The 12,806-nt window shown below is 72.9% G+C and carries 12 protein-coding genes; 7 read left to right on the top strand and 5 right to left on the bottom strand.

Annotation, left to right across the window (positions count from 1 at the left end):
- Position 1: 1 nt before the first annotated feature.
- Together WA788_RS21305 and WA788_RS21310 are read right to left on the bottom strand one after the other, a co-directional pair.
- Positions 2 to 478 (bottom strand): (2Fe-2S)-binding protein, encoded by a 477-nt coding sequence (locus WA788_RS21305; protein WP_335979691.1) that lies wholly within the window; start codon positions 476 to 478, stop codon positions 2 to 4.
- On the bottom strand, positions 469 to 1,356 hold the full coding sequence (locus tag WA788_RS21310; RefSeq protein WP_335979692.1) for an FAD binding domain-containing protein: 888 nt from the start codon (positions 1,354 to 1,356) through the stop codon (positions 469 to 471). The genes WA788_RS21305 and WA788_RS21310 overlap by 10 nt, the downstream gene beginning before the upstream one ends.
- Positions 1,357 to 1,735: 379 nt before the next feature.
- Here WA788_RS21310 and WA788_RS21315 point away from each other — a divergent pair, with 379 nt between their 5' ends.
- The 7 genes from WA788_RS21315 (at position 1,736) to WA788_RS21345 (ending at position 9,995) form a co-directional block, all read left to right on the top strand.
- Positions 1,736 to 3,433, top strand: a complete 1,698-nt coding sequence (locus tag WA788_RS21315) for a PucR family transcriptional regulator ligand-binding domain-containing protein (protein ID WP_335979693.1) — start codon at positions 1,736 to 1,738, stop codon at positions 3,431 to 3,433.
- A gap of 363 nt (positions 3,434 to 3,796) precedes the next feature.
- Positions 3,797 to 4,549: a hypothetical protein gene (locus WA788_RS21320; RefSeq protein WP_335979694.1), complete on the top strand. Its 753-nt coding sequence runs from the start codon at positions 3,797 to 3,799 to the stop codon at positions 4,547 to 4,549.
- A 184-nt stretch (positions 4,550 to 4,733) separates the two neighbouring features.
- Entirely contained in the window at positions 4,734 to 5,441 is a 708-nt protein-coding gene (locus WA788_RS21325; RefSeq protein ID WP_335979696.1) for an SDR family NAD(P)-dependent oxidoreductase, read from the top strand.
- 160 nt (positions 5,442 to 5,601) lie between these two features.
- A complete protein-coding gene (locus WA788_RS21330; protein ID WP_335979697.1) occupies positions 5,602 to 6,246 on the top strand; it encodes a TetR/AcrR family transcriptional regulator in 645 nt (214 codons plus the stop codon).
- A gap of 423 nt (positions 6,247 to 6,669) precedes the next feature.
- A complete protein-coding gene (locus tag WA788_RS21335; RefSeq protein WP_335979699.1) occupies positions 6,670 to 6,939 on the top strand; it encodes a hypothetical protein in 270 nt (89 codons plus the stop codon).
- Positions 6,932 to 7,567, top strand: coding sequence for a DUF6879 family protein (locus WA788_RS21340; protein WP_335979700.1), 636 nt, complete (start codon positions 6,932 to 6,934; stop codon positions 7,565 to 7,567). Before WA788_RS21335 ends, WA788_RS21340 begins: the two co-directional genes overlap by 8 nt.
- 274 nt (positions 7,568 to 7,841) lie before the next feature.
- Positions 7,842 to 9,995: an ATP-binding protein gene (locus WA788_RS21345; protein ID WP_335979701.1), complete on the top strand. Its 2,154-nt coding sequence runs from the start codon at positions 7,842 to 7,844 to the stop codon at positions 9,993 to 9,995.
- Positions 9,996 to 10,074: 79 nt separating this feature from the next.
- Here WA788_RS21345 and tgmC read toward each other — a convergent pair whose 3' ends face one another.
- From tgmC to tgmA, 3 genes are read right to left on the bottom strand one after another with little or no spacing between them, the layout of a single operon-like run.
- Positions 10,075 to 11,235 (bottom strand): ATP-grasp peptide maturase system methyltransferase, encoded by a 1,161-nt coding sequence (gene tgmC, locus WA788_RS21350; protein WP_335979702.1) that lies wholly within the window; start codon positions 11,233 to 11,235, stop codon positions 10,075 to 10,077.
- Positions 11,232 to 12,194, bottom strand: coding sequence for an ATP-grasp ribosomal peptide maturase (tgmB, locus tag WA788_RS21355; RefSeq protein ID WP_335979703.1), 963 nt, complete (start codon positions 12,192 to 12,194; stop codon positions 11,232 to 11,234). Before tgmB ends, tgmC begins: the two co-directional genes overlap by 4 nt.
- A complete protein-coding gene (tgmA, locus tag WA788_RS21360; protein WP_335979704.1) occupies positions 12,194 to 12,466 on the bottom strand; it encodes a putative ATP-grasp-modified RiPP in 273 nt (90 codons plus the stop codon). The genes tgmB and tgmA overlap by 1 nt, the downstream gene beginning before the upstream one ends.
- Between the last annotated feature and the right edge of the window lie 340 nt (positions 12,467 to 12,806).

Consider the following 12,806-nt stretch of genomic DNA (forward strand, 5'->3'; position numbering starts at 1 on the left):
GTCACACCGCCTGGCCGGTCCGGGCGGCCGCCAGGCGCACCGCGTCGAGGATCTTCTCGTAGCCGGTGCAGCGGCACAGGTTGCCCGACAGCGCCTCGCGGATGTCGCCGTCGGACGGTTCCGGGGTGCGCTCCAGCAACTCGTCGGCGGCGACCAGCAGTCCGGGGGTGCAGAAGCCGCACTGCACGGCGCCGGCGTCCACGAACGCCTGCTGCACGGTGGAGAGCCGGCCGTCGGGCCGCAGCAGCCCCTCCACGGTGGTCACGTCGCGGCCCTGCGCCTGTCCGGCGGCCACCAGGCAGGCGCAGACCGGCACCCCGTCCAGCCGGACCGTGCAGGACCCGCACTCCCCCTGTTCGCAGGCGTTCTTGGCGCCCGGCAGCCCCAGCCGCTCGCGCAGCACGTACAGCAGGCTCTCGCCCTCCCACACGTCGTCCGCCTCCTGCGGGCGGCCGTTGACGGTCAACGTCACGCGCATGACTGGCTCCTCGGGTCGCCGCGGTACTCCTGCCAGGCCCACCCCAGGGTGCGGCGGGCCATCACGCCGAGCGCGTGCCTGCGGTAAGAGGCGGTGCCGCGCACGTCGTCGATCGGGTTGGCGGCGCCGGCCACCAGCTCCGCGAACTGCGCCGCCACCGACGGCGGCAGCGGCCCGCGGCTGTCCCACAGCCCGGCCTCGTCCAGCGCGGCGGCGAGGAACTCCTCGGCGGCCCTGGCCCGGATCGGGGTGGGCGCGGCCGAGCCGATACCGGTGCGGACCGTACGGTCGGCCGGGTGCAGCGCCAGGCCCAGGGCGCAGACCGCGATCACCATCGCGTTGCGGGTGCCGACCTTGGAGAACTGCTGCGGGCCGGTCGCCCGGGGCAGGTGGACGGCCCGGATCAGCTCGTCGGGCGCGAGCGCGTTGCGCTTCACGCCGAGGTAGAAGTCGTCGATCGGGATCATCCGGCTGCCGCGGACCGACTCGGCCTCGACCTGGCAGCCGCCGGCCAGCAGCGCGGGGTGGGCGTCGCCGGCCGGCGAGGCGGTGCCGAGGTTGCCGCCGACCCCGCCGCGGTTGCGGATCTGCGGGGAGGCCACGGTGTGGGCGGCCAGCGCCAGCCCGGGCAGGTCGGTGCGCAGGTGCTCGATGATCCTCGCGTAGGGGACGGACGCGCCGAGCCGTACGGTCTGCTCGCCGGTCTGCCACTCCTGGAGTTCGCCGATGCGGTTGAGGTCCATCAGGTGGGTGGGCCTGCGGTGGTCGAAGTTGATCTCGACCATCACGTCCGTGCCGCCGGCGATGGGCACGGCGGAGGGGTGCTCGGCCTTCGCGGCGAGCGCCTCCGGCCAGCTCGCGGGGCGCAGGAATTCCATACGGGCCCTCCTGTCGGAGCGCGGGGCTCGGGGTCCGGGGTCGGACTCGGATCGTGTTCGGGGTCGGACTCGGTCAGGCTCGGGTCGGGCTCGTGGGTCCGGGCCGGCGTCGGGTCCGGCGGGGTCCGCTCCTGTGCTGTACACACGGGGTGCCGCAAGTACACGGCAGCGCGGCCGTTCGGGTGCAGTCACCGAACACATGAAGCGTTTGGCTGGCCGGGCGGCGGGTCTTGTACATTCCTCCGAAAGGGGCTGCCGCGGAAACGTCACGGCATCCCGCCGGCAACACCGGTGCCCCACACTTCGCGGGAGGCGGCGCCGGTGATCACCACGGCCGGCCCGCCGGTACGGACGACGAGGCAAGGGCGAGGCGAGGACGATGCGGCTGCGCGCACTGCTGGACACCGACGCACTCGGCCTGCGGCTGCTCGGCGGCGGTGACGAGCTGGACCGGACCGTCCGCGGGGTGATGACCACCGACCTGCGCGACCCCAGCCGCTACCTGAGCGGCGGCGAGCTGGTGCTGACCGGCCTGGCCTGGCGGCACGCGCCGTCCGACTCGGAGTCCTTCGTCCGGCTGCTGGACGCGGCCGGGGTGGCCGCCCTGGCCGCGGGCGACGCGGAGATCGGCACCATCCCGCAGGACCTCGTGGCGGCGTGCGCCCGGCACCGGCTGCCGCTGTTCGCGGTCGGCGAGCACGTGGCGTTCGCGACGATCACCGAGTACGTGGTCCGGCAGGTGTCCGGCGAGCGGGCCGGGGACCTGGCCGCGGTGGTGGACCGGCACCGGCGGCTGATGTCGGCGGGCCCGGGCTCCGGCGGCCCGGAGGCGGTGCTCGACCTGCTCGGTAGCGACCTGGACCTGCGGGCGTGGGTGCTCTCCTCGACCGGCCGGGAGGTCGCCGGCGCCGCGCACCCGCTGCCCGCCCCCGTACGGGCCGAACTGGCCGGCGCCCAGCAGGCCGCGAGCCGCACCGGGCGCCCGGCACCGTACCGGGTCGCCGCGCAGAGCGGCCGGGTCTACGCGCTGTTCCCGGTGCGGACCGCCGCGGGCGCCGACGTACGCGCCACGGTGCTGTCCGACTGGTTCCTGGCCGTGGAGGCGGACGCCGCGGACTGGCCGGGCGAACGGCTGGACCTGCTGCACGGGGTGGCGCAGCTCATCGCGGTGGAACGGGAGCGGCGGGACACGGCCCGGGCGGTGCGGCGGCGGCTGGCCGCGGAGGTCCTCGAGCTGGTCGGGAGCGGCGCGGCGGCCTCGGAGATCGGGGCGCGGCTGCGGGCCGCGACGCCGGTGCTGCTGCCGGGGGCGGGTGCGGTGCCGCAGTGGCAGATCGTGGTGGCCCGGGTGGACTGGGCGGGCGCGGGCGCCGAGGCGGCACCGCCAGGACCGGTCGCGCGGGCCCTGCTCGAAGAGCTGCTGGCGGACCCGGCCGAGGCGGGCGCGGGCGCGGCGGACCGGGTGGCGGTGGCGGTCACGGAGGACGAGGCGGTGGCGCTGGTGCCGCTGGAGGCGGCGCCCCGGGCGGCCGCGGACGGCGAGGACGGCACCGCCGACTCGCCCGCCCCGGGCCGGCCCGTCGTACTGCGGGCGGACCTGCTGCTGGCCGCCGTCCGCGGCCCGCTCGCCCGCGGCCTGGCCGACGACGGGCGCCTGACCGTCGGGGTGAGCGCCGCCGTGGACTCCCCGGAGGGGCTGCGCGGCGCGCTGGAGGAGGCGCGGCACGCCCGCCGGGTGGCCGCGGCCCGACCCGGCCCGGTCAGCGTCGCCGGGCACGACGAACTCGCCTCCCACGTCCTGCTGCTGCCCTTCGTCCCCGACGACGTACGCCGGGCCTTCACCGCTCGGCTGCTCGATCCGCTGCACGCCTACGACCGCAGGCACCGCGCCGAGCTGATCCCCACGCTGGTGGCGTTCCTGGACTGCGACGGATCGTGGACGCGGTGCGCGAGCCGCCTGCACCTGCACGTCAACACGCTGCGGTACCGGATCGGGCGGATCGAGCAGCTCACCGGGCGGGACCTGTCCCGCCTGGAGGACAAGGTCGACTTCTTCCTCGCGTTGCGCATGCGCTGAGCGGGCGCCCTGCCCGCGGTGTGCGCTCGGCGTGCGCGCGCCCTGCCCGCTCCCGGCCCCCGCGGTGCCCCCGCCGTGCCCGCGGTGTGCGCCCCATGTGCGCCGTTCGTGCGCTCGTGAAAGTGATCCCTTTCACAAGAACTGATCGCCGACCCCTTGGCGCGGGCCCCTTCCGCGTGCTGGACTTCCGCCACCGCGCACGCGCCCGCACCCCGGGCGCGCCCCGCGACGTACTGCAACGCGCCCGCACACCACATCGAGACGTACGCGGCCATACGTGTACGGACAACCGAACACAGGTAGATACAGGCACACACACGCACTTGCTCGCACTGGCTCGAAGACGCGCTTGGGGGAGATGCTGTGGCGGACACCGCCTTGTCGGAATCGGTGGTCGGGGTACCGGATGTGCGGCGGCTGCGGGCCCGCGGCTGCTGGGCGGAGGCGGCGGCGCTGCTCGCGCCCTTCGCGGCCGAGGACGCCGGGGCCGCGCTGCACAGGGCGGAACTCCTGGTCGAGGCGTGTTTCTACCAGGTCGACGGGTGGGCGGAGGCGGAGGACGCGCTGCGGACCGCCGAGGCGCTGGCCGGCACCGACGACGAGCGCGGCGCCGCCGCCTCCGAGCGCGGCTGCCTCGCCTACGGCGCCACCGTCTTCTCGGTGCACGACCGCGCCGACGAGGCCCGGTCCGCGTTCGGCCGCAGCGCCGCCCTGCTGGGGCCCGGCTCGCCCGGCCGCCCGCTGCTGGACTTCCGGCGCGGGCTCGTCGCGGAGAACATCGCGCGGAACCCGGCCGCCGCCCGCGCCGCCTACCGCCGCGCCCACGCCGGCGCCGTCGCGCACGGCGACGCCCTGCTCACCTCCTCGACCTGGCGCCACCTCGCCGGGCTCGCCGTGGCCGAGGGCGACCTCGCCGAGGCCCGGCACGGCTTCGCGGAGTCCCTGCGGATCAGGGTCGCGCTCGGGCACCTGGTCGGCACCGCGCCCGCGCTGCTCTCGCTGGCCACGGTCACGTCCGACAGCGCGGAGTCCGGGCGGCTGCGCGCCGAGGCGGCCCGGCTGCACGCGCTCCTGGGCGGCGTACCGGTCTGGCTTTCCCCCGAGCTCGCGCCCTGACCGGCCCGTGCGGGGCACCGCCGTGGGGTGGGGGTGCGGGCTGGGGGTGCGGGCTGGGGGTGCCGCCGCCCCGGAGCTGGGAGCGGGGGTCCTCGCGGGCCCCCGGTCCGGCAGGACCCGGGGCCCGCGGGACCCGGACAAGCGGGTCCTGGTTGCGCGCGGCGGCCCGGCGCAGGCTGGAGCCATGACCACCACACTGATCACCGGAGCCAACAAGGGGCTCGGCCGGGAGACCGCCCGCCGCCTCCTCGCCGCGGGCCACACCGTCTACGTCGGCAGCCGCGACCCCGAGCGCGGCCGGCGGACCGCGGAGGAGCTGGGCGCGCGGACCGTCGTCATCGACGTGACCGACGACGCCTCCGTCGCCGCTGCCGCCGCCGCGATCGAGGCCGACGGCGGGCTGGACGTCCTCATCAACAACGCGGGCATCGAGGCGCGGACCGAGGGCAACGGCATCATCGGCGCCGCGGAGCTCACCGTGGACACGATGCGGCCGCTGTTCGAGACCAACGTGTTCGGGACGGTACGCGTGACCCACGCGTTCCTGCCGCTGCTGGGCCGCTCCGCCGCACCCGTCATCGTCAACGTCAGCAGCGGCCTCGCCTCGCTGACCGGGCTCAGCACCCCGGGCACCCCGGGCTACGCCTACCCGGGTGTGGCCTACCCGGTGTCGAAGACCGCGGTCAACGCGCTCACCGTGCAGTACGCGAAGGCGTTCCCGGAGATCCGGATCAACGCGGTGGAGCCCGGCTTCACCGCGACCGACCTGAACGGGCGTACCGGGACGCAGACCGTGGAACAGGGCGCGGAGATCATCGTACGGATGGCGCGGATAGGCCCTGACGGGCCGACCGGCGGGTACTTCGACGCCAACGGGACGCTGCCGTGGTGAGGGTGGGGTAGCCGCGGGGGGGCTCCGCCCGGGCGGCCTGGGCGGGGCGGTCCGGGCCGGGGCTCCCCGGGCGGTCCGGGCGGAGCGTTGCCGGTGCGAAGTAGACTCCTGCGTGGCCGCTCTCCCACCTGCCCGGAACGGCACCACGAGAGGACGGCGCATGTCGAAGCGCGGCGCGGAACTGCGGAAGCACATCCTGTGGGCGGCGAAGGACGTCTTCCTGGAGATGGGCTTCGAGCGCGCCTCCATGGACGTCGTCGCCGCCCGCGCCGAGACCTCCAAGCGCAGCGTCTACGCCCACTTCGAGAGCAAGGACAACCTCTTCCTCTCCGTCGTGGACCTCGTGCGCGAGCTGTACCTCGAGCGGCTCGGCACCCCCGCCGACTACGCCGAGGACCCCACCGAGGCCACCGTGCTCTACTGCGGCCGCCTCCTCCAGATGCTGCTGTGGACCCCCACCGTGCGCACCTGCCGCCTAGGCATCTCCGAGGCCGCCCACCTCCCCCAGGCCGCCGCCGGCTACTACGACGCGGTCTTCGACGCCGCCCACGACCGCCTCGCCGCCTTCCTCACCGACCGCCTCGCCCTCTCCCCCGAGACCGCCGCCACCACCACCCGCGACCTCATCGCCCACACCGTCCACCCGCCCTTCACCCGCGCCCTCTTCGGCGTCGACCCCTCCCGCGACACGCCCCCCGACATCGCCGCCCTCCCCACCCACGTCGACCTCCCCCTCCTCCACACCGCCGTCACCACCCACCTCCCGGCTCAGACGGCGAACGACCAGGTGCCGCCGAGCGCGTAGAGCGGGCCGCGACCGCGCCGTCGAGGTCGCCCGACCTCTGCCGACCGTGGTCGAAGGCGAGGTGGACGACCGCGTCCGCCTCGTGCGCCCCGGCCTCCAGGACCTCGTGGTCGCCGAGGCCACCGCGTCGTACGTCGGCGCCGAGCGCTTGACGGCGGCGGTGGAAGGGGCCGAGCGGGCCAGGCCGGTCACGGCGTACCCCGCGGACAGCAGGTCGGGGATAGGCTCCGAGGCGATGTGCCCGGGGACGCCGGTGACGAAGACGCACATGGCAAGGCTCCTTGCGAAGGTGGCGGCGGCCCAGCGGGTGATGACAGCTTCTACAAGAAGGCGGCCATGGCCTCCTCTCTGGCCTCTCAGTGCCGCCCTTGATACTCTGTGTAACAACAGCGCGCTTGAACACACCCCCCCCCGGAGGCAACCATGGCCCGCGCCTGGGAGGCTGACCCGTCCGCGTTATTCGAACGTCGGCTGGGAAGTTCAGCCGAAGAGCTGGGGCACTCCGACGGGCGTGACGACTGCCCGGACATCTGGCAGCTCGACAACGGGGATGTCGCCGTGATCGGCAGGGATTTGACGGCTGCCTACCGCACGCGTCTGCCTCATGGCGTGCACCTCGCTCCGGACGAGCGGCTGGTCGTCATCCCGGGCAACATGCTCAGCGCGGCGAAGAAAGACATCCCCGATGCTTGATCTCATCGCCCCCGCCCTCGCTCCCGAGCAGGGTGAACGCCTCACCCGGGGCGCCTACAAGCAGGAGTTCCGGGAACGGGAGGACGCGATCCGCGACGGGAGTTCCTGGAAGCTGGAACGCGGGCAGCACTTCGAGGAGCAGGGCAGTCCGAGTCGCGACGCCCTGCGCCGGGGCGAGTGGGACGAGGCGTTGCGGCTGCTCGCCGACCGTCGCGACGCGCTGGCCGCGGCTGCTCGGCAAGACGCGCGCCGGGGATACGCCTTTCATCGCGTGCGGGTGGTCGAGAAACCGCTGACACCCTACGTGCAGTGGGAACTCCACTCCCAGCGGCAGCGCGCCGAGTACGGGGAGAACATCAGAGTCGTCCTCGCCGATCAGGTGGCCGCGTCGGAGCGCACCCATCCGCTCCCCGAACTGGTCGTCCTCGGCAGCAACGTCCTGTTCCAGGTGCTCTACACCGAGACGGGCGCATCGAACGGCGCGGTCCGCTACACCGACCGTGATCTGGTGACGCGCTGGGAGGACTACATCAAGGCGCTCTACGCGGCGGGCGAGGATGTGACCTCCTACGTCGACCGTGAGGTGGCGCACCTCGCCCCGCCGACGCTGAGCCCGGCAAAGGAATAGTCCGATCGCTGAGCCGGGCAGGGGTGACGAGCATTCAGGCGACAGCACGCATTCCGAGATAGCGGGATCATCCTCACGTGACATCGTCCAAGCCAGGGACGTTCACGGGGGCATCCACTTCCACGCGCAGGACGCGCCGGACCCGGGCGGCTCCGCGAGTCACAGGCCACTCCAACTGCCGGCCGATGTACGCGGGTTCGTCAACCGCAGCAATGAACTCGGCGAGCTGAACGCCGTTCTCCCCAGCGAGGACGGCGTCCCGCTCGTCGTCTCGGTGTACGTGATCGCCGGCACGGCGGGCGCCGGCAAGACGTCACTGGCGCTGCGCTGGGCGCACCAAATCCGGGAGCGTTTCGCGGACGGCCAGCTGTACATCAATCTGCGCGGCTACGACCCCGCGGAGCCGGTGACGGCGCGCGAGGCCCTGCCCCGCTTCCTGTCCGCCCTCGGTGTCCCGGCCGATGCCGTGCCGCAGGACCTGGACGCCGCTGCCGCCTTGTACCGTTCTCTGCTGGCCGACCGCCGGGTCCTGGTCGTCCTGGACAACGCTGCGACGGTCGGCCAGGTCAGGCCGTTGCTGCCCGGCAGCGCGCACAGCCTGGTCCTCGTCACCAGCCGCAGCCGCCTGTCCGGCCTCGCTGTCCGCGACGGAGCCCGCCGGCTCACACTCGGCGTCCTGCCGGAACCGGAAGCGGTCGCCTTGCTGCGGGCCGTCACCGCCGGGTACCGGCCGGTGGATGACGAACGGCAGCTCACCGAACTGGCCCGGCTATGCGCGCATCTCCCCCTGGCCCTGCGCATCGCCGCGGAAAGAGCGGCAAGCCACCCCTACCTGCGGTTGGTCGACCTGATCGCCGACCTGCGCGACGAAGCAGCCCTGTGGGACGCACTGAGCACAGGCGACGACGAGGAGGCCGAAGCGGTCCGCACCGTCTTCGCGTGGTCCTACCGCGCCCTGCCCGAGCACGCCGCCCGCCTGTTCCGCCTGCTCGGCCTGCACCCCGGGCCCGAGTTCGGGCTGCCTGCCGCCGCGGCCCTGGCCGGAGCGGCCGGCGGCAACCGGGTCCGGCAGCAGCTGGACTCCCTGGTCGGTGCCCATCTGCTGGAACAGACGGCCCCGGACCGCTACCAGTTCCATGACCTCCTTCGCGCCTACGCCACCGATCAGGCCCAGCACGAAGAGCCGCCTGCCGAGCGCGAGTCGGCCCGGCTCCGTGTGCTGGAGTGGTACCTGCACACCGCCGATGCCGCACAGAGCTGGATCAATCCCGCCGAGGACCATGTGGCCCTCACGCCTGCCTCGGACGGCGTCAGCCCGCTGCCGTTCCCCGACTACGACGCCGCGGTCGACTGGGCCGAGCGGGAGCACGCCAACCTCCTCCAGGCCGTACGCACCGCGGCTGACGCGGGGCAGGACCGGCTGGCGTGGCAGTTGTCGGCGGTCCTGTGGAACGCCCAGTTCCCCTCGGCCCCAGGCGCGAGTTGGCTGGCGGTGGGCCGCATCGGTCTGGCGGCGGCGATACGCTCGGGTGAGCGCGCCGCGCAAGCTGTGCTCCTCACCTCGCTCGGGATGGCGCACACCCGCATCAACCACCTGGCCGAGGCGCTCGAACACCACGTGCGCGCGCTGGGCATCCGACGCGACCTGGACGACCGCCTGGGCGTGGCCTCCTCGCTCAACCTGATCGGGCTCATTCACCTCCGAGCCCGACGACTCGATGCCGCCGCCGGCCATTTCGAACAGGCCATCGCCTGCTTCCGGGAGCAGAACGCCGCTCACTGGACGGCCACCACGCTGTCCAATCTCGCGACCACGCACTACCGCGCAGGGCGGCTGCCGGAAGCAGCCACCGCCACCGACCAGGCGCTGGCAGCTCACCGCGCACTCGGCAACCCGCGCGGTGAGGGCAACATCCTGCGAGTGCTGAGCGACATCCAGCGTGAACAGGGCGATATCGCGGACGCGTTGATCTCGGCTCAGGCCGCCATCGACATCGCCCTCAACTTCCGGAACCTGCGTCTGGAGGGATACTGGCTGCTGACGCTCGGCGACGCTCAGCGGGCGAACGGCCAGTACGCCGAGGCACTGACCTCCTACCAGCGGTCCGCCACGCTGCACCGACGCCTCGCGGACCGCAGCCGGGAGGCACTGGCCTGGCAGGGCGTGGGCGAGGTGTACTGCCGGCTCGGGCGCCACGCGGAGGCGGTCGACTTCTTCCGGCGGGCCGTCTCGACGCATCACGATCTCGACGACAACTGGCACCAGGCCCTGGCCCTGAACGGCATGAGCCTTGCCGTAGTCGGCGAAAGTCCCGAGGAAGCCCGCCGGCAGTGGGCCCAGGCGCTGAGACTCCTCGACGACTTCGACGACCCTCGCGCAGTGATGACGCGGGAGAACATCGAACGTCGGCTGATGGGGCAAGGCTAGAGCAGCGGTCGAGTCGAAGGCCGATGCAGGCGCGGCGCGTTCACCTGCTCGGCCCGCCCGTAACCGGGCAAAGGTTGCGTCAGATCGGGAGCGCCCACCCGGGGTCGTCGTCCGGGTCGGCGTCGGGGGCCGGGTTGAGCCGGACGCGTTGGGCGGTAGGGGTGACCGTGAGGGCGAACTCCTGTTGGTGCGGCTCCCCGGCGGCCTGCCAGCGCCGCACAGCCTCTTCGACCCGGTCCCACAAGCGGAGCGGCCCGCGCTGGATGACGGTCCACCCGCCCCGGGAGTCGGGGGCCGTGCGCGCCTGGGACCCGCTGGACACGTCCCAGAGGATCTGCTCCGCTCCCGCCCCCATACGTTCGGCGGAAGGCGCCGCGAGCTGCGCGACCCAGCCGCCGGTCCACCCGTCGAGCACCGCCGGGTCGATCCGGCTCGGCCGCTCCTCCCCCGGCAGCAGCACCAGCGCCGGGCGCGGCGGCCGGTCGTGCGGCCGGGCGATCATGAAGCTGGTGAACCCGGGCAGGAAACGGCCGGTCGCCTCCCCGGGCCCGGTCACGTCCAGCAGCGCAAGGGCGTTGGCGTAGCTCCATCCGGAGAGGGTGACCAGGATCTTCCCGCCCGGCCGCACCTGGTGCAGCCACGGCAGCGGGACGTACCGCACCGAACAGGTGGCGATCAGCCGGTCGTACGGGCCCCCACCCGGGTCCCCGCGCAGCCCGTCACCGATGACGAGCCGGGGCGCGAACCCGGCCGCCGCCAGCGCCGCCGCGGCGGCACCCCCCACCTCCGGGTCGTACTCGACACTGGTCAGGCGGGCTTCCCCGAGCCGGTGAGCGCCGATCGCGGTCGAGTACCCCGTGCCCGTGCCGATCTCCAACACCCGCTGCCCGGGCCCGACATCGAGCTGCTGCCACATGCGCAGCACCAGCGACGGCAGGGTGGACGAGGAGGACGGCGAGCCGGTCACCGCTCCTCCGGCCACGTCCTCGGGCCGGACCCGGCCGTCCAGTTGGGTGACCAGCGTCCGATCGGAGTAGATCCCCTCCAGCCACCCGGGCTCGCCCTCCCGTACGGGCCGGTACGCCGTCGGCACGCTACCCGCCACCGCGCGGAAGTACGACCCGACGAACAACTCCCGGGGCACCGCGGCGGCGGCCCCACGCCACCCGGGTTCCAAGCAGCCGCCCCCCTCGGCAAGTTCCGCCACCAACGCCGCCCGCAACCGAGCCGATGTACTCACGTGTCGGACCGTCCCTCCAACTGGTCGGCAAGAGCGCAAGCAATCGCCATGGTGGTCTGCGCCGGCTGCCACGCCCACTGACCGTTCGGGTTGCACTCCAGGAAGTACCAGTCACCCGCCACGCTGACAGCGAAGTCGAACGCGCCGTAAACCAACCGGAGTTCGCCAAGGTAGGCAACGACCGACCGTGTGACCGCCTCGGGTACCTCGATCGGTGTGCATGTCATCACATCCTGACGTCGGCGCCAGTCCAGATCGGGGCTGTCGATCCGGACTCCGAACAGCCGGTCCCCTACTGCCGTCACCCGCGCATCGAAACCCTTGTCCACCTTGGCCTGGAACATGTGCGGGCAGACGGAAACCGCATCGGTGATCTCGGCCGCGCGCACCTCTCGAACCCAGACGCTGTATGGCTGGCCGTCGATCCTGTACGGCGTGTTCCATACCGGCTGGTAGACCACTCCACCATGCTGCTGAGCGGCGAAGGTCCGAGCCTCCTCCGGATCGTTGGTGATCACCGTGCTCGGCACCAGGAAGCCACAGCGCTGCGCGGTCGCGAGTTGCACCGGCTTGAACTCCGCGGCCCGGTTGTCCCACGGGTGGTTGACATAGTGCGCACCCGGCAGTGACGCAAGAACTCCACCCACGCCCCACATTGCCTGCTCCGCGGCAAAACGACGGTCCTGCTCGCTCAGCCCCTGCGGACCCTCGTAGGGCGAGGGCCTGCGCGTCCAAACGGCCCTGACCCGCATGGTGTCGAGTTCCCGACTCGCCGTGCGCAGCATGCCCCGCCTGTCGTCCATGAGGTACGCAGCAGTCAGCGAGGCGCCCGTGTGCAGGTCGGCACCGGGGTCGAGACGGACCACGGATATCCGCCGCTCGGCGAGGAGGCGCAGGACCACGTCCGCCGTCACGTCGTACGGATTGGTGAGCACCAGTACCGACCTGCTGTCACTCATCAGTCGGAACTCTGGTCCTGGTCGTACGACTCGGCGCTGTCCGCGTCGGTCGCGCCGCCCGGCCCCGCCCCGTCGCCGGGGGTCGTCGTGGTGGGCGTGACGCCGCTCGTGCTGGTGCCGTGGTCGCCCAGTTCGACGGTCCGTCCCCGCTCATCCACAATGACAGCGATCTGCGTTTCCGGGTCGATCACGGGGGCGCACCGCGGGATCGCGACGGTGGACGTGTAGGGGCCCATTCGTCGCGTTCCCCACGGTGCTGGTGTCTGTGCCATCTGGATGCCTCCGTTTCCTGAGAGTGCCGCGCATTCGACGTCTTGGCCGCAGCGATTCTTTTCCAAGGCTACGGGGTGTCAGCTGCGCACGTGGGGGATTTGCGCGAGATTCAGCGCGGCTTGACCCGTACACCTTGAAGCGATCCGACGCCTCCGGACTATTCGGATCTTCCGACCGCGATGGCGATCTTGCGTTGGAGGGGGAGCTTTCGGTCCCGTGCCGCTCGGGATACCCCTATTGCCGCTTGCATCGGACAAGTTGCGGTGGATCACCGTTGCCACGGATTCGGGCCCCTACCCCGACGGAAGGGGACCGGAGACGGTTCACGCCACGTTCACC

The sequence above is a fragment of the Streptomyces sp. CA2R106 genome (genome assembly GCF_037034245.1).
GTDB lineage: Bacteria > Actinomycetota > Actinomycetes > Streptomycetales > Streptomycetaceae > Actinacidiphila.